Annotated in this window: 18 protein-coding genes; 12 read left to right on the forward strand and 6 right to left on the reverse strand. The window is 63.9% G+C overall.

The window, feature by feature from the left end; translation table 11 throughout:
• Positions 1-7 precede the first annotated feature (7 nt).
• Entirely contained in the window at positions 8-1,345 is a 1,338-nt protein-coding gene (gene gdhA, locus QRN45_RS03350) for an NADP-specific glutamate dehydrogenase (RefSeq protein WP_264636919.1), read from the forward strand.
• Positions 1,346-1,434: 89 nt separating this feature from the next.
• On the opposite strand, the gene QRN45_RS03355 is transcribed toward gdhA, so the two are convergent.
• Entirely contained in the window at positions 1,435-2,739 is a 1,305-nt protein-coding gene (locus tag QRN45_RS03355) for an alpha-hydroxy acid oxidase (RefSeq protein WP_284762434.1), read from the reverse strand.
• Positions 2,740-2,818: 79 nt separating this feature from the next.
• Here QRN45_RS03355 and QRN45_RS03360 point away from each other — a divergent pair, with 79 nt between their 5' ends.
• Positions 2,819-3,523 carry a FadR/GntR family transcriptional regulator gene (locus QRN45_RS03360; protein WP_241709308.1) on the forward strand — a complete coding sequence of 235 codons (705 nt, stop codon included), beginning with the start codon at positions 2,819-2,821 and terminating at the stop codon, positions 3,521-3,523.
• Here the strand turns inward: QRN45_RS03360 and QRN45_RS03365 are convergent.
• The gene (locus QRN45_RS03365; RefSeq protein WP_078107670.1) at positions 3,513-4,526 is read right to left on the reverse strand and encodes a LacI family DNA-binding transcriptional regulator; all 1,014 of its coding nucleotides are present in this window, start codon (positions 4,524-4,526) and stop codon (positions 3,513-3,515) included. The genes QRN45_RS03360 and QRN45_RS03365 overlap by 11 nt on opposite strands.
• Positions 4,527-4,852: 326 nt before the next feature.
• Here QRN45_RS03365 and QRN45_RS03370 point away from each other — a divergent pair, with 326 nt between their 5' ends.
• The 3 genes from QRN45_RS03370 (at position 4,853) to QRN45_RS03380 (ending at position 6,638) form a co-directional block, all read left to right on the forward strand.
• Positions 4,853-5,995: a 3-deoxy-7-phosphoheptulonate synthase gene (locus QRN45_RS03370; RefSeq protein ID WP_264636918.1), complete on the forward strand. Its 1,143-nt coding sequence runs from the start codon at positions 4,853-4,855 to the stop codon at positions 5,993-5,995.
• A 158-nt stretch (positions 5,996-6,153) separates the two neighbouring features.
• Positions 6,154-6,366, forward strand: coding sequence for a helix-turn-helix domain-containing protein (locus QRN45_RS03375; protein WP_078107672.1), 213 nt, complete (start codon positions 6,154-6,156; stop codon positions 6,364-6,366).
• A 173-nt stretch (positions 6,367-6,539) separates the two neighbouring features.
• Entirely contained in the window at positions 6,540-6,638 is a 99-nt protein-coding gene (locus tag QRN45_RS03380) for a 30S ribosomal protein bS22 (RefSeq protein WP_003792170.1), read from the forward strand.
• A 130-nt stretch (positions 6,639-6,768) separates the two neighbouring features.
• On the opposite strand, the gene QRN45_RS03385 is transcribed toward QRN45_RS03380, so the two are convergent.
• Positions 6,769-7,587, reverse strand: a complete 819-nt coding sequence (locus QRN45_RS03385) for an HAD family hydrolase (RefSeq protein ID WP_241709310.1) — start codon at positions 7,585-7,587, stop codon at positions 6,769-6,771.
• 77 nt (positions 7,588-7,664) lie between these two features.
• Here QRN45_RS03385 and QRN45_RS03390 point away from each other — a divergent pair, with 77 nt between their 5' ends.
• Together QRN45_RS03390 and QRN45_RS03395 are read left to right on the forward strand one after the other, a co-directional pair.
• Entirely contained in the window at positions 7,665-7,919 is a 255-nt protein-coding gene (locus QRN45_RS03390) for a glutaredoxin family protein (RefSeq protein WP_241709311.1), read from the forward strand.
• Positions 7,920-7,970: 51 nt separating this feature from the next.
• A complete protein-coding gene (locus tag QRN45_RS03395) occupies positions 7,971-8,678 on the forward strand; it encodes a redox-sensing transcriptional repressor Rex (RefSeq protein ID WP_502870693.1) in 708 nt (235 codons plus the stop codon).
• A 67-nt stretch (positions 8,679-8,745) separates the two neighbouring features.
• Here the strand turns inward: QRN45_RS03395 and QRN45_RS03400 are convergent, their stop codons facing one another.
• The 3 genes from QRN45_RS03400 to QRN45_RS03410 all read right to left on the reverse strand — a co-directional run bounded on the left by QRN45_RS03400 (position 8,746) and on the right by QRN45_RS03410 (position 11,196).
• On the reverse strand, positions 8,746-9,567 hold the full coding sequence (locus QRN45_RS03400) for a hypothetical protein (protein WP_284762436.1): 822 nt from the start codon (positions 9,565-9,567) through the stop codon (positions 8,746-8,748).
• A 233-nt stretch (positions 9,568-9,800) separates the two neighbouring features.
• Positions 9,801-10,463 carry a hypothetical protein gene (locus tag QRN45_RS03405; protein WP_284762437.1) on the reverse strand — a complete coding sequence of 221 codons (663 nt, stop codon included), beginning with the start codon at positions 10,461-10,463 and terminating at the stop codon, positions 9,801-9,803.
• Between the two features lie 184 nt (positions 10,464-10,647).
• Positions 10,648-11,196, reverse strand: a complete 549-nt coding sequence (locus QRN45_RS03410) for a YceI family protein (RefSeq protein ID WP_078107679.1) — start codon at positions 11,194-11,196, stop codon at positions 10,648-10,650.
• A gap of 203 nt (positions 11,197-11,399) precedes the next feature.
• Here QRN45_RS03410 and QRN45_RS03415 point away from each other — a divergent pair, with 203 nt between their 5' ends.
• Genes QRN45_RS03415 through ccsB form a run of 5 tightly spaced genes read left to right on the forward strand, consistent with a single transcriptional unit; the run spans position 11,400 to position 16,252 of the window.
• Positions 11,400-12,062 carry a histidine phosphatase family protein gene (locus tag QRN45_RS03415; protein WP_241709315.1) on the forward strand — a complete coding sequence of 221 codons (663 nt, stop codon included), beginning with the start codon at positions 11,400-11,402 and terminating at the stop codon, positions 12,060-12,062.
• A gap of 2 nt (positions 12,063-12,064) precedes the next feature.
• Positions 12,065-12,715, forward strand: a complete 651-nt coding sequence (locus QRN45_RS03420; protein WP_284762454.1) for a TlpA family protein disulfide reductase — start codon at positions 12,065-12,067, stop codon at positions 12,713-12,715.
• A 14-nt stretch (positions 12,716-12,729) separates the two neighbouring features.
• Positions 12,730-13,485 (forward strand): cytochrome c biogenesis CcdA family protein, encoded by a 756-nt coding sequence (locus tag QRN45_RS03425; protein WP_078107682.1) that lies wholly within the window; start codon positions 12,730-12,732, stop codon positions 13,483-13,485.
• Positions 13,485-15,188 carry a cytochrome c biogenesis protein ResB gene (resB, locus tag QRN45_RS03430; protein WP_284762438.1) on the forward strand — a complete coding sequence of 568 codons (1,704 nt, stop codon included), beginning with the start codon at positions 13,485-13,487 and terminating at the stop codon, positions 15,186-15,188. Before QRN45_RS03425 ends, resB begins: the two co-directional genes overlap by 1 nt.
• Positions 15,188-16,252: a c-type cytochrome biogenesis protein CcsB gene (gene ccsB / locus QRN45_RS03435; RefSeq protein WP_241709317.1), complete on the forward strand. Its 1,065-nt coding sequence runs from the start codon at positions 15,188-15,190 to the stop codon at positions 16,250-16,252. The genes resB and ccsB overlap by 1 nt, the downstream gene beginning before the upstream one ends.
• The last annotated feature ends 69 nt before the right edge of the window (positions 16,253-16,321 follow it).

The following is a 16,321-nucleotide window of genomic DNA, read 5'->3' on the forward strand; positions in this document are numbered from 1 at the left end:
GAGTCACATGGATTCGAGGCTGGAAGCAGTCCGGGACACCGTCTTGGCACGGAACCCGGGCGAGCTGGAATTTCACCAGGCCGTCACCGAGGTCTTTGAAAGCCTCGGCCCGGTACACGACAGGCACCCGGAATTCCTGGAGGGCGCCGTCCTTGAGCGCCTGTGCGAACCGGAACGCCAAATCATCTTCCGCGTCCCGTGGACCGACGACGCCGGACGCGTTCACGTCAACCGTGGTTTCCGCGTCGAGTTCAATTCAGCCTTGGGCCCCTACAAGGGCGGACTGCGCTTCCACCCCTCCGTCTACTTGGGGATCGTCAAGTTCCTCGGTTTCGAGCAAATCTTCAAGAATGCCCTGACAGGCATGCCTATCGGTGGCGGCAAGGGGGGCTCGGACTTCGATCCCCGAGGCCGCTCCGACGCCGAAATCATGCGCTTTTGCCAGTCCTTCATGACCGAGCTGTACCGCCACATCGGCGAATACACGGACGTTCCCGCCGGCGACATCGGCGTGGGAGGCCGCGAGATCGGCTATCTGTTCGGCCAGTACAAGCGCATCACCAACCGCTACGAGTCAGGGGTGCTGACGGGCAAGGGCATGTCGTGGGGCGGCTCCTTGGTCCGTCCGGAAGCGACTGGTTTCGGTACGGTCATCTTTGCGCAAGAGATGCTCAAGACCCGGGGCCAGTCCTTCGATGGCCAACGCGTCGTGGTCTCCGGTTCGGGCAACGTGGCCATCTACGCCATCGCCAAAGCCCAGGCACTTGGCGCCACGGTGGTCGCCTGTTCAGATTCCGCGGGCTACGTGGTTGACGAGGCCGGCATCGACGTCGCGCTGCTCCGCCAGATCAAGGAAGTCGAAAGGGGCCGCCTCACGGAATACGCGGAGCGCCGCCGGGGCGCAAATTATGTGGCCGACGGCTCGGTCTGGGACGTCAACGGCACCGTTGCGCTGCCGTGCGCGACGCAGAACGAGCTCGACGGCGACGCTGCAGCCAAGCTCGTCAGCAACGGTCTGCTGGCCGTCGCCGAAGGCGCCAACATGCCCTCCACCCGTGAAGCCGTTGCCGTCTTCCAGGACGCGGGCATCCTGTTTGCCCCGGGCAAGGCAGCCAACGCCGGCGGCGTGGCGACGTCGGCGTTGGAGATGCAGCAGAACGCCAGCCGCGATTCCTGGTCCTTCGAATACACCGAAGCACGCCTTACGGAAATCATGGTGGGCATCCACGATCGTTGTGCCGCAACCGCGGAGGAATATGGCGCGCCGGGCAACTATGTCCTGGGTGCCAACATCGGCGGCTTCGTGAAGGTCGCGGACGCCATGTTGGCACAGGGCCTCATCTAGCCCACCCACCCAACTAACTCGCATTTGTTGTCGTTTTGACGCCTCAAAACGACACTTACTGCGAGTTAGTTGGGGAGGGCCGCCCTAGGTTAGGTGCCCAGCAGGCGCACGTGGTCCGGGGTGAGTTCCGAGATCCTGGTGACTCCGAGCAGGGCCATGGTGCGGGCCATGTCCTTCTCCAGGATCTGGATGGTGCGGTCCACGCCGGCGCGCCCGCCGGCCATGAGCCCGTAGAGGTACGCCCGGCCGATCAACGTGAAGTCGGCGCCGAGGGCCAGGGCCGCCACGATGTCGGCGCCGCTCATGATGCCCGTGTCCAGGATGACGGCTGCGTCGCTGTTGTCCGCCTTCAGTGCTGCGGAGACCTCCGGAACGAGGTGCAGAGGAATCGGTGCCCGGTCCAGCTGGCGCCCGCCGTGGTTGGAGATCACGACGCCGTCCGCGCCATGGTCCACCACCTTGCGGGCATCTTCCACCGTCTGAATGCCCTTGACCACGAGCTTGCCCTTCCAGGTTTCGCGCAGCCAGTCCAGGTCATCGAAGGTCAGGGTGGGATCGAACATGGAGTTGATGAGCTCGGCCACGGTGCCCGTATAGCGGGAGAGCGAGGCGAAGGTCAGCGGCTCGTGCGTGAGGAAGTTGAACCACCAGGCGGGCCTGTACGAGGCATCCAGGACGGTTTTCACGGTGAGTGCCGGCGGAATGGTCATGCCGTTGCGGACGTCCCGCAGCCGGGCACCCGCGACGGCGGTGTCCACCGTGACCATGAGGGTATCGTTTCCGGCCTTTGCGGCGCGCTCGATCAGTTCCAGGGAACGGTCCCTGTTTGTCCACAGGTACAGCTGGAACCAGTTGCGGCCGTTCGGGGCCGCCGCGGCCACGTCCTCGATGGAGGCCGTGCCCATCGTGGAGAGGGTGTAGGGAATACCAGCTGCTTCGGCCGCCTGCGAACCCGCGTACTCACCTTCCGACTGCATCATGCGAGTGAACCCCGTGGGCGCGATGCCGAACGGAAGCCTGGATTCCTTGCCCAGGATCTTGGTCCTGAGATCAATCCTGGAGACGTCGCGCAGGATCCCCGGCCGGAACTCGATGTCCTGGAACGCCTGGCGGGCCCGGCGAAGGGTGATCTCCGCCTCCGCCGCACCGTCCGTGTAGTCGAACGGCGCCTGCGGAGTGCGGCGCTTGGCCATGTCCCGCAGTTCCCAAATGGTGGATGCGCGGCGCAACTTCGCAGCGTTGCTGAACTCTGGCTTCTTGAACTTCATGAGCGGCGCCAGGTCCGCGTACCTGGGAACCCGGCGCTTGAGTGCAGCAGGACGCCCGACGTCGGCGGGTGCGTTTGCGGGGACCCCAAAGGAAGGTGCGCTGCTCGGCTGGACGGTCTGCGTCATGGTGCTGTCTCCCGTGTGCTTGTGTGGTTAGACCACACTCTAGGCTATGTGGTCCAACCACATCAACTATTATTTATCCATGCGAACGCACGAGCTCGTCCTGAGTTGGATCGAAAAGCAATTGTCCGATGGGCACTTGGTCCTTGGTGGGCGGCTCCCCGCCGAGCGGGCGCTGGCCGAACAATTGGAAGTATCCCGGACCTCCGTCCGCGAAGCCATCCGGATCCTGGAGGCCATGGGCTTGGTACGGGCAGGCGTCGGCTCTGGCAAGGACGCAGGGACGGTGGTCATCGCGGAACCGGCCACGGCGCTCGGCTCCGCGCTACGCCTCCACGTGGCCACGCAGCATTTGCCGGTCGCTGACATCGTGGAAACCCGGGTCCTGCTCGAGTCATGGGCGGTGTCCCGCGCCAAGGCCGACGCCCCGGAACTCGAGGAGGCAGCGAGGCTCCTGGACGAAATGGACGCAAGCCCCGCCGTCGACGATTTCCTCGCCTTGGATGTCGCCTTCCACTTGGCGCTGGCGGAAGCTGCGGGGAATACGGTGGTGAGCACCATCATGGGCTCGCTCCGCGAAGCGATCGAGGGATACGCCGCGGCGCTGACGGCGAACCTGCCGGATTGGGACAGCACCGCCCATCGCCTGCGGTCCGAGCACCGCGCCATTTTGGATGCGGTCAACGACGGCGACGGCGGCCGTGCGGCCACGCTCGTTGCCGCGCACATCGAGGGGTACTACAGGGAGGCGGGGCTGGGGAAGGCCCCGGTGGAAACTAGGCCTTGACAGGTCCGGTGCTTCCCCTGAGCTCAATCCGCGGCGGGAAGTAGTTCGTGGGGGAGACGGCGTCGTTGGTCTGGATCTGCTCGCGCATGCGGCGCCACGCAAGGTCGCCGAGGTCGGAGATCGGCACGGCGGCGGTAGTCAGCGGAGGCATGGTGTACCGGGCGAAGGGCATGTCGTCGAAGCCGGTGAGCGACAAGTCTTCCGGCACGCGGATCCCGCGCTGGCTCAGTCCGCTCAAGAGGCCCATCGCGGCGACGTCGTTGAAGACGAGGATTCCGGTGGCGCCGCACGAGGCGACGGCATCGCTCGACTCGAAACCGGCGTCGAACGTGTTGCCTCCAGGAATGAACTGCAATTCGACGTTCGGGAACTCGGCGGTGAACTTCTCGAGCCCGCGCAGGCGCTGCACGTTTGACGCGCTGCGGTCCGGTCCTGTCAGGTACGCCAGTTTGCGATGGCCCAGTTCAACCAAGTGGGCGGCAAGTTCCTGGATGCCTTGGCCGTAATCCACCACGAGGCTGGGAGTGGGTACAGACTCGGTGGTCCGGTTGATGAGGACGAGCGGATAGAGCGAGGGAGCGAGTTCTTCCAGTTCGGCGTCGCTCATGCGGGGGGCGCACAGAACGACGCCGTCGCATCGCCTCCGGGCTTCCCCGGCCAGGATCGCTTCTTCGCTGGAGACTTCGGACGAGTCCGCTATCAGCACGCGGTAGCCGTCGCGGGCGGCCGCAATGCTCAGCCCGCGGAGAATGGCCTGGAACGTGGGGTTGGACAGGTCCGGCACCACGATTCCGATAGTGTCCGTTTTTCCCAGGGCCAGGCTGCGGCCAACCGGGTTTGGCTTGTACTTCAGCTCCGAAGCGGCTGCGCGCACGCGGGCGGCAATGTCGGCGTCCACGGTGGTGTTACCGTTCATGACGCGGGAAACGGTGGCATGCGAAACGCCGGCCATGGATGCCACATCTGCGATGCCCACCCGCCGGGTGTTCCTTCTGCCTGGCATGGTTTCCTTCCTGGAGTTGGGGCCGCGCTGTTCCCAGCTCCCCGGGGACGTTTGTCCTGAGGTGAAGTTTATAGTGCGTGGGGAAACGGTTTCCCTTGATGTCGTTGCATTTCGATTTGCGGGCATCCGGAGCCTGGCGCTATGGTTTCGCTATGACTAACCGTTGGTATGCGTATTTTTCGTTGGCTCTGGAGGGGCCCGCGTCTAACTGACACGCATCCAACTTTCCTTCAGAGCCAACAGGGCAGAGATCATTCTCTGCCCTTCGCCATTTCCAGGCGGGCTCTGAGCAGGGTCCGCACCTCTTTCGGAACAGGACCCCTTTCATGACCAGCATCGCCGCAGAGCCCACCACAGTAAGTGCCGACGTCGAGAATACCGGCGCGCAGTCGACGTCGAACCTGCGCGTCAGCCGCTTCGAGCCGCTCCCCACGCCGCAGGAAATCATCACGGAACTGCCGCTTGACGCGAGGGCCTCCGCCGTCGTCGAGCGCGGACGCGATGGGGTCCGCGCCATCATGGACGGCGTGGACGATCGGCTCCTGGTGATTGTTGGCCCGTGCTCCATCCACGATCCCAAGGCGGGCCTGGAATACGCACGCAGGCTGGTCAGCCAGGCGGAGAAACACAAGGAAGACCTGCTCATCGTCATGCGGGCGTACTTCGAGAAGCCGCGCACCACGGTGGGCTGGAAGGGCCTCATCAACGATCCCCACCTGGACGGCAGCCACGACATCGCGGCCGGGCTCCGGGCGGCGCGTGGCTTCCTCCAGCAAGTCACAGCCTTGGGCCTGCCGACCGCCACCGAGTTCCTGGAACCCATCAGCCCGCAATACATGGCCGACCTCGTGGCGTGGGGCGCCATCGGGGCGAGAACCACCGAGAGCCAGATCCACCGTCAGCTCGCCTCCGGACTGTCCATGCCCATCGGCTTCAAGAACGGGACCGACGGCGACCTCCAAGTCGCGATCGATGCCTGCGGTGCTTCCGCGGCACCCCAGGCGTTCCTGGGGATCGACGGCGACGGTCGCGCCGCGCTGGTGGCGACGTCGGGCAACCCCGACGCGCATGTGATCCTGCGCGGTGGCCGCAAGGGTCCGAACTACGCCGCCGACCAGGTGGCTGCTGCCTCGAAGAAGCTCGCGGCGAAGGGGCTGAACCCGCGTCTGATCGTTGACGCGAGCCATGCCAACAGCGGCAAGAGCCACCATCGCCAGGCGGAAGTCGCGTTGGAGATCGGCGCGCAGGTGGAAAATGACGTTGCTTCGCCGATCGCAGGCGTCATGCTGGAAAGCTTCCTTGTCGGTGGGGCGCAGAACCTGGATGTGGAGCGGCAGTCGGCCGGGGAACAGGAGCTGGTGTACGGCCAGAGCGTCACCGATGCCTGCATGGAGTGGGACATCACGGTGTCCGTCCTGAACCAGCTGGCCGCCTCGGCGCGCAAGCGTCGGATGGCTGGTTCCAACTAGGGAGATCCTCGTCTCCAGTTCGCCGAAAGACTTTCACTTTGGTACCAGCAGCCTCTAGAGTATCTAGCACATGGTTGTTTGATGGCTCAGCATCGGCACACCAGGTAATGAATGCTGGGGTTCGCCGCTAACCGCTGAGAGCAAAGGAATATGGAGAAATGTCCGCAGAGACTAACTTCTCGAACGCGCGTTTCATGACCGTGGCTGAAGTTGCCGAAGTCCTCCGGGTTTCCAAGATGACCGTGTACCGTCTGGTTCACTCGGGAGAATTGCCGGCCGTCCGATTCGGACGATCATTCCGTGTCCCCGAGGAAGCTGTGAGCCAGTACCTCAAGGGCGCGGTTGTCGACGGACACTCGGAGACCGCTTGAGTCCTGCCTGGTTCCCGAAAGGGCCGGCGGTCATTGGGTGCCCCCGATAAGCGGTACCCTGTTAAGGAACGTTTTACGTCATTGTAAGAATCTGTCAGTTGTAAAGTCTGTTGCTCAGTTCAAGGACCTCACCCAGCAGACAGAGTCTCAATCTAGTTTGGTAAGGAACTTACGTGGGTTCAGTTATTAAGAAGCGCCGCAAGCGTATGGCCAAGAAGAAGCACCGCAAACTGCTTCGCAAGACCCGCCACCAGCGTCGCAATAAGAAGTAGAGATACTTCCTCCAGCGTGAATGCCCGTTGCCTCCCGAGGCGGCGGGCATTTTTGCGTCCACGCCCCGGTAACCCCCGCTCACGTATGTGAGCGGGGGTTGCCGGGGAGGCGGGCATATGTGAGCGGGGGTTAGCCCCGCGGGCCGCGGAACTTGGAGAAACCCCGCCACAAACCGTAGACGGCGCCTCCGACAGTCGCGGCCTTGAGGCCGAGCGTCGCTGCCCGACGGCCGGAACGGAAGTCATAAACAGGCCAGTTGTTCTCCCGCGCGTGGCGGCGCAACCGGGAATCTGGATTGATGCACACCGGGTGGCCCACCAAAGTGAGGAGCGGGATGTCGTTATGTGAATCGCTGTAGGCCCAGCATCGCTTCAGGTCCAGGCCTTCTTCGTCCGCTACGCGCCGCACAGCCACGGCTTTGGCAGGCCCGTGGAGGATCTCGCCCACCAACCTGCCCGTATAGGCACCGTCTTCAACCTCGCCCACGGTACCCAGGGCGCCGGTCAGGCCGAGCCGCGTGGAGATGACGGTGGCAACCTCGATGGGCGTCGCGGTCACGAGCCAGACCTTCCGGCCAACCCGCAGGTGCTGTTCCGCCAAGGCCTTGGTACCCGGCCAGATCCGCGACTCGATCATCTCGTCATAGACCTCTTCGCCCAGCTCCCTGATGTCGGACACCTTGATGCCGGCGGCGAGGACCAACGCGGAATCCCGGACCGAATGGACATCCTCCATTTTTTCGCCCCGCAGCACGAACTTGAACTGCTTCCAGGCAAAACCCGCGGCCTGGGAGAGCGTGAAGGCCTTGCGTTCGTACATTTTGCGGGCGACATGGAAGAGGCTGGCACCCTTCATGAGGGTGTTGTCGACGTCGAAGAATGCGGCTTCGCCGTGTTGCTGCGTTGCAGCCGGCGCGGTGGCCACAACGGCGTTCTTCTCGACGGGCATGCCATGAGTCTAGTCAATCGCCCGGCCTCCTGCCGTTCGCGACGGCTCCGTCGACGCGGAAGCGATACCGTTGAACCATGCCAAATCCCGACGTCGTACTCCTCACCAAAGCTGACTGCCACCTTTGCGCCGAGGCGCGTGACGCCGTCGAACGCGTGACCTCAAGCCTCGGGCTCACGTGGACGGAACAATCGATCGACACCGACCCGGTACTGCGCGAGCGCTACGCCGAGGAGATCCCCGTGCTCTTCGTGGACGGAATCCAGCGGGATTTCTGGAAAATCGATGAGGCACGGTTGGTACGGCTCCTGAAGAAGGCCATCGCAGCCTGAACATGCGTGCGGTGCTTTGTTGGCAATAGAGTGGGAAAACAAAGCGACGCAATGGAGAAGAACGTGACTGCGCTGGAACCGTCCGCCGAAGCTGTTCCCGGGGACAAGGACTCTGCGGCGAAGCAGATACCGCCCGCGGCTGTGGCCCGGATGACGCTTTACCTGCGCGCCCTGAACTCCCTGCTGGGCGAAGGCGTGGAGCGGGTTTCTTCCGAAGCGTTGGCCGAGGCGTCGGGAGTCAGCTCGTCCACTTTGCGCAAGGACCTCTCCTATGTCGGCTCCTATGGAACGCGTGGCGTGGGATACGAGGTCCAGTACCTGAGCCGTCACATCGCTGCGGCGCTCGGCCTGACCCACGACTGGAAAGTGGCCATTGTGGGCGCCGGCAACCTCGGCAAGGCCTTGGCACGATACGGCGGATTCGAGTCCCGAGGTTTCGACGTCGTGGCAATCCTCGACGCCGATCCCATGGTCATCGGGAACGAAGTCGGCTGGCTGCGGGTCAGCGACGCCGCCAATCTTGAAGCGGTCCTTCAGCGGAGCGGCACCAACATGGTTGTCCTGGCCCTTCCCGCCGCGGTGGCACAGGACGTCTGCGACCGGGTGATCAGCGCGGGCATCCGCAGCATCCTGAGCTTTGCTCCGGTGCTGCTGCAGGTGCCGCCTTACGTGAACCTGCGCAAAGTGGACATGGCCACTGAGCTTCAGATCCTGGCGTACCACGCACAACGGGCACAGACCCCGGGCCAGGCCATTTAGGCCGAGCCGGGTCTGCGCCCGTTGTTGGTTTCTTAGCTATAGGCCTATCGGCCGTACGGCGCTGTGCTTATCGGCCGTACGGCGGCTGGCCGTAGGGGTTGGCGAACGGCTGGGCCTTCCGGAAATAGGGTGCCGAAGCCGGCAAATACAGCAGCACGATCGCGGCGATGCCCAGGAGGATGGTGATGGTGCCCATGCCGAGCTGGGTCAGCCCGAACAGGGAAATTGCGGCAAAGACCGTGCCCAGGATGCGGGCCCAGTTCTTGCCTTTGCGGACCTTGAACGCAACCAGCGCGTAGAGCCCGGCAAAGACCACCGAGAAAATAACCAGGAAGGTGATCGCAATGCTGATGAAGGTGCTCGTGTCGACGCCGGAAGCGTTGTTTCCCTGCGCCGCCAAGGCCTGATCGAACATGCTCCTGCCTGCAGGCGAGTTCAGCGTCGCGATAGTGAAGGGAATGCCGATCAAGGTCAGTACACCGGCGGCAATCATGAGCCAGAAGGAGATGTTGACCAACTGGGGGACTCCGGAGGTCGCAGCAGGCTGCTGGCTCGGCCACGTGGTGGGGCCGCCCTGCCCGTACTGCGGGACGGGAGACTGGCCGTACTGCGGATGCTGAGGTGCCTGCTGCCCATACTGCGGAGCCTGCTGCCCATACTGGGGCGCGGAAGGCTGGCCGTACTGCGGTGCGGAGGGTTGGCCGTAAGGGGGCTGCTGACCCTGCTGCGGTGACTGCTGGCCGTATTGCGGCGTCTGCTGGCCGTACTGCGGAGCTTGCTGCCCGTATTGCGGCTGCTGACCCGGCTGGGGTGCCTGTTGGCCGTATTTCGGCTGCTCAGGTGTGGGATTTTCGCCCGGAGTGGACGGCGGGTACGGAGGGGTGCTCATGGCATTCCTTTGCGTGTCGACTGCAGATACGGCTGCCGGGTGCATCGTGCCCTGCCCCCAGCTCGGCTTAATCCCACCGTACCCCGACGGCGCGGCGCTGATGAGGATTCGTGCCAAGAATTCTGGCTTGACGCGGTCCGGCGGATCTCCCGCGAATCCTAGGGGGACAAAGGGAAGGCCGCGGGGTCCTCCGAGGACCTGCCGCGGCCTTCAGCCGTGGTTCTGCGGTGTTGTTAGACGAAATGCTTCCGGGACTCCGGAAGCCACATCAGGACGGCGGCCGCGACGGCTACTGCCGATCCGATGAAGTTGAGGTTGAGGGTAACCACTTGGAGCAAAAGGGAAATTACCGCAAACGCTCCCAGGATGGTCAGGACCAGTCGCGCCCAGCGCGAGCCTTCCTTGAGCCGAATGGCAATGAAGACGTAAAGGGCTGCGAAGACCAGGCTGAAAATCAGGCCCACAATGCCCGCGCCCACCATCATCCCGCCGAAGACATCGCGCAACGTGAAGATGTTGATGAAGCTGGCAAGAACACCCAAAGCGGCAGCCGCGACCCACAACCAGTAGGAGATGGACAGTTGTTGCGGCACTCCGGTGGTGTCCTGGAAGCGCTGCGCGACGTTGTTGAAGTGGAGTCCGAAAGTGTTCCGCGCCGGCGCCGCGTAGCCGAGCCCTGCCGGCGGGGCGGCGTTGGGACCTGCCGGCGCGCCAAAGGCGGGCTGACCCGGCTGCTGGTAGCCGGGGGCGGGCTGCTGGTAGGGCGGGGGTGCTTGGTAGGAGGGAGGTGGCTGGTATCCCTGCGGAGGCTGGTAACCCGCAGGAGGGACATTGCCGGGCTGCGGTGGCTGGGCTCCGGGCTGCTGGGGCTGCGGAGCTTCGTTTGGGTTACTCATGGCTTCACTTTAGACCTGAGGTTTAAGGATTCATAGGAAATTCTTGGCTAATTCGCCGCTAAGCATCGGCTTTTCCGAGAACAATAGGCGGGTGATTCCGCAAGCAAAAAAACGGCGCCTCCGGGGCAGCGCACGGGATCGCGTGCAGCCCCGAAGGCGCTGGTCAGTCCGGAAAACCGGTGGACTAGGCGGCAGGTGCGATGAAGGCCAGTTCGAGGTTGATGACAACCTTGTCGCTGACCAGCACGCCGCCGGCTTCGAGCACAGCGTTCCAGGTCAAGCCGAAGTCCTTGCGGCTGATGGTGGTCTCACCGGAGACGCCCGCGCGGGTGTTGCCGAACGGGTCAACGGCGACGCCGTTGAACTCGGTCTCGATGGTGACCTCTTTGGAAACGCCCTTGATGGTCAGATCGCCCACGAGGTCGAAGCTGTCGCCATTGGCCTTGACGTGGCGGGAGACGAAGGTGATCTCGGGGAACTTCTCCACGTCGAAGAAGTCTTCGCCCTTCACGTGGCCGTCGCGGTTGGCGTCGCCCGAGTCGAAGCTGGCGGTCGCGATGGTTGCGGCGACCTTGGAGTCGGCCAGGCTGCTGCCGAGGTCAAGGGTCGCTTCGGCTTCGGTGAACTGGCCGCGGACCTTGCTGATGCCTGCGTGGCGGACGGTGAAGCCGATCTCGCTGTGGGAGTTGTCGAGGGTCCAGACGCCGGTGGTGACGTTTGCGGGAAGGGTCATGGGGTTCTCCTTGGGAAGGTGTGATCGTAGCTTCATCGGTCGTTCGGCGATACTTAGTTGAAGTATCAACCGAACCTTGTGTCCAGTATAAACATGCAAATGCATCTTTTATTCCACCTTCAGGGAACATTCTGAAGAAAGTTTCAGTTCTACGAAACGTAGAAGATTTCAGATCGCCCGCCTTCTTTGAGAAACTGGTAAACATGCCCCAAGCAACTGTCCATCTGCTCCGCCATGGCGAGGTCTACAATCCCGACGGCATTCTGTACGGCAGACTGCCCGAATTCCACCTCTCCGAACGCGGCCGCGAGATGGCCAAGATGCTCGCTGACCACTTCGCTGCCCGCGTCGCACAGGGGGCGAACATCGTCTACCTTGTCTCCTCACCATTGACCCGCGCGCAGGAAACCGCCCTGCCCACTTCCCAAGCGTTGGACCTCCAGATCCACACGGAACCGCGGATCATCGAAGCCGAGAACCACTTCGAGGGGCTCAAGGCCAACATCTCCGAATTCATCAAGCCCAAGCACTGGATCGAGTACCGCAACCCGCTGCGTCCGTCCTGGGGCGAGTCCTACCAGGCCCAGGTGACCCGCATGCGGGCCGCCGTCGAGGACGCCCGGCTGAAGGCGATCGAACTCGGCGGCGACGGCGCGGAAGCCATCCTCGTCAGCCACCAGCTTCCCATCTACGCCACGCGCCTCAGCGCCGAGGGCCGCCGCCTGTGGCACGATCCGCGCAAGCGCGAGTGCACGCTGACGTCCCTGACTTCCCTGGTGTTCGACGACGGCAAGGTTGCGCGGGTGGAGTACAGCGAGCCCGCCGCCGTGCTGCTGCCTGGTGCCGCCAGGACCCCCGGAGCATGACAATGGACCGCAACACCACCAGCCGCAAGACCAGCGGCCAGAAGCCCAATGCAGCGCTGACCTCGCGACGTGGCTTCCTCGCCGTCGGGGGAGTGGCACTCTCTGCGCTGACCATGGGCCTGTCTGCCTGTGCCCAGGAAGACGCCCTGGCCCAGCAAGCCAAAGCGGGCGACAACAAGAACTACGTCGCCGGGGACGGCTCGGTGACCGAATTCGCCAAAGCGGACCGCAAGGCCGCCGTCGGGATCAAGGGCACTTTGTTCGACGGAACTGCCGTGACCCCGCAGGACCTGCTTGGCAAGGTAACCGTCCTCAACTTCTGGTTCGCCGCATGTGCGCCGTGCCGGGTTGAAGCGCCGATTCTCGAGGAACTGCACCAGGAGTTCAAGAGCAAGGGCGTCCAGTTCTACGGTGTGAACCTCCGGGACGAGAAGGCCACGGCCGACGCGTTCGACCAGACGTTCAAGCTCACGTACCCCAGCTTCAACGACAAAGACGGCGCCGTGCTGCTGTCCGTCTCCGGCATTGTGCCTCCCGGTGCGGTGCCCACCACCCTGGTCCTGGACAAAGAAGGCAAGGTTGCCGCCCGCGTCCTGGGCGAGATCGACAAGAGCACGCTCAAGGCACTCATTACCACCGCGGTTGCCGAGTAGGTGGCCCCGACAGCGTGAACAGTCCATTCGCCGAGACCATCCTGAGCGGTTCCTTGCTGCTGGCCATTCCCGTGGCTTTGCTGGCAGGACTCGTGTCTTTCCTGTCGCCGTGCGTCCTGCCTTTGGTGCCTGGCTACCTTGGCTACGTGACCGGGCTGACCGGCGTCGACCTCCAGAAGCAAAGGCGCGGGCGCATGCTCGCCGGAATCGGCCTGTTCGTCCTCGGATTCTCCGTGATTTTTGTCCTGCTCGGTGGCGCCTTCGGCCAATTGGGCACCCTCATCACCGGCCCGCAGAACGCGTGGGTCACTCAATTGCTGGGCGTGTTGGTGATCATCATGGGAGTCGTCTTCCTGGGTGGCTTCGGGTGGTTGCAGCGTGACGCCAAAATCCACGCCAAGCCGCCTGCCGGGCTGTGGGGTGCCCCGCTGCTGGGCATCACGTTCGGACTCGGCTGGGCTCCCTGCATTGGCCCCACCTATTCCGCAGTCCAGTTGCTGAGCCTTTCCGGGGGATCGTCCGCGGCGAAGGGGGCCCTCCTGGCGTTTGTCTATAGTCTTGGCCTTGGCATTCCCTTCCTGTTGATAGCCCTCGCGGTCCGCCGGGGGATGGGTGTGATGTCCTTCTTCCGCAAGCACCGCCTGGCCATCCAGCGCATTGGCGGGGGCATCTTGATCCTCCTGGGAATCCTGATGGCCACGGGAGTGTGGGGCGCCTGGGTCACCGGGCTGCAGTACTGGTTCCAAACCGATGTGAAGTTGCCGATCTGATGAGCGAGCCCGTGCAAGGTAAAAAGAAGTCCAACAAGTCCGCCAGCAAGCCTGCCGGAGCTGACAAAGCGATCAATAAGGCCAAGGCCGAGGCAGCACTGCCCGTCCTGGGGATCATAGGCATGCTGCGCTGGGCCTGGACCCAGCTGACCAGCATGCGTACTGCGCTGTTCCTGCTGCTGCTCCTCGCCGTCGCGGCGGTTCCCGGCTCGCTCTTCCCGCAGCGCCCGGCGAACCCTTCGATCGTGACGCAGTACATCAGCGACCACCCGGATTACGGCAAGCTCCTGGACTCAGTGCAGCTATACGACGTGTACTCCTCGGCCTGGTTCTCGGCGATCTACATCCTTCTGTTCATCTCCCTCATCGGCTGTGTGACACCGCGGGCCATCGCCCACTACAAGGCAATGCGCTCCCAACCGCCGCGGACCCCCAAGCGTCTCTCCCGCCTCCCGGAATACGGCACGCTGGTGCTGCCCGCCGACGCCGGGATCCCGGCGTCGAAGGCTATCGCGGACGCCGCCGCCGTGCTGAAGAAGCGCCGCTACCGCGTGGAGGTGCGCGACGCCGACGGCGCCATGCCCTCCCTCGGCGCCGAGCGGGGCTTCCTCAAGGAAGTGGGCAACCTGGTGTTCCACGCTTCGCTGATCGGAGTGTTGGTTTCGGTGGCGGTCGGCGGACTGTTCGGCTACAGCGGCCAGCGCATCCTCGTTGAAGGCGATACCTTCGTCAACACCTTGGTGGGCTATGACCAATTCAGCCCGGGCACCAACTTCCAGAGCAGCTGGCTGCAGCCGTACTCCATCCAGCTGGACAAGTTCGACGTCCAGTTCGACCGGGAATCGCCGGCGCACTTCGGCCAGCCGATCGACTTCACGGCGGACGTCACCACCAAGGAAACCCCGGACTCGCCCGCCAAGAAGCAGGTCCTCAAGGTCAACGATCCCGTCTCCCTCGGCGACACCAGCATTTACCTCACGGGCAACGGCTACGCTCCCGTAGTCACCGTCCGCGACGGCGCCGGCAACATCGCCATGCAGGGGCCGGTGGTAGCCAAGCTTCAAGGTGACAACTACTACTCGTCGGTGGTCATCAAGGTTCCCGATGCCAAGCCCGATCAGCTCGGCTTCGCGGGGTTCTTCCTGCCCACGGCGATGGTGACGGACAAGGGTCTCGCCTACAGCGGCGATCCTTCGCTCATCAACCCGCAGTTGAACCTCAACTCGTACTACGGCGACCTTGGCCTGAACAAGGGTGCCCCGCAGAACGTCTTCGAGCTCGACGTCGCAAAGCTGACCCCGCTCAACGGCCGGGGAATGGCTAACAAGGCCATCGCGATCGCGCCCGGAGGCACGTACACGCTTCCGGACGGCAAGGGCAGCATCACTTTCGACGGCGTCAAGAAGTACGTTGGCGTCGACATCCACCACAATCCCGGGCAGGCCACCGCGCTCGTGTTCGCCCTGTTGGCGGTCGCCGGATTGATTCTCTCCCTCTACCTGAACCGCCGCCGCGTCTGGGTCCGCACCGGAACCCACGAGGACGGGCGCACAATGGTGGAGTACGGCCTTCTTGCCCGCGGCGAGGACCATAGGCTCGCCGGCGAGGCTGCCGCGATCCGCGAACTGCTGCAACGAGAATGGCTGCTCACCACCGAACAGTCCACCGAAACCGTTTCTTCCTCAACCTCGAAGGACCAGTAATGCTCCCCATCAACGAAACCATGGGCCAGTACAGCGAGCTTTTCATGCTGCTCGCGGCCGGTACCTACACGGTGGCGTTCATCGCTTTCGCGTGGGACCTCGCCAAGAGCAGCAAGATGCTGAAAGCGGTGGACCTGAAAGCGGCCTCTTCGGTGGCAGCCGAGGTCAAGGTTCCGGTCGCCGCCGGCCGTGCCGGTGGAAACGACGTCGGGGGACCTGCGGGCCGTACCGAGCGCCCGACGTCGGCGATCACCTCCGTCAGCCAGACCGCCGGCGGTGACATGAAGTACGCCGCCGAGCGCCGCATTCCGGCCCGCGTCGCGGTGGCAGTGGCGATCATCGGCGTGGTCATCCACGGTGCCGGGGTCATCACCCGTGCGCTCGGCGCAGGCCGCGTGCCGTGGGGAAACATGTACGAGTTCCTGACCACCGGCGCTTTCCTGGTGGTGGCTGTCTTCCTGCTCTCGCTCATCCGCCGCGACCTGCGCTTCCTGGGCACCTTCGTGCTGGGCCTCGCCGTGATCATGATGGTGGCGGCATCGGTGACGTACTGGACCCCGGTGGGCCACCTGGTTCCTGCACTCCAAAGCTACTGGCTGGTCATCCACGTTTCCATCGCAGTGATGTCCGCGTCCTTGTTCACCTTGACGTTCGCCATGTCAGCCCTGCAGCTGCTGCAATCACACCGCCAGAAGACCCTGGCTGCCGGCGGTGTGGACAGGCTGGGCTTCATGCGGCTCGTACCGAACGCGTTGAGCCTGGAGAACCTGTCCTACCGCATCAACACCGTGGGATTCGTGGGTTGGACCTTCACCCTCATGTTCGGCGCCATCTGGGCCGAGAAAGCCTGGGGCCGCTTCTGGGGTTGGGACACGAAGGAAGTCTGGACGTTCGTGATCTGGGTGGTCTATGCCGGATACCTGCACGCACGCGCCACCCGCGGCTGGACAGGAACCCGCGCAGCCTGGTTGTCGATTGCGGGCTACCTGTGCGTGATCTTCAACTTCACCGTGGTCAACGTGTTCTTCAACGGCCTGCACTCGTACTCGGGGCTCCCGCAGTAAGTTCAACGTGCTGAAGTCCGCGGGCCGGGTCCGCGGGCATCACCGGACGCCCGCTCGTGCCATGGCTCA

This window comes from Arthrobacter sp. efr-133-R2A-63 (assembly GCF_030209795.1).
GTDB classification, from domain to species: Bacteria; Actinomycetota; Actinomycetes; order Actinomycetales; family Micrococcaceae; genus Arthrobacter; species Arthrobacter bambusae_A.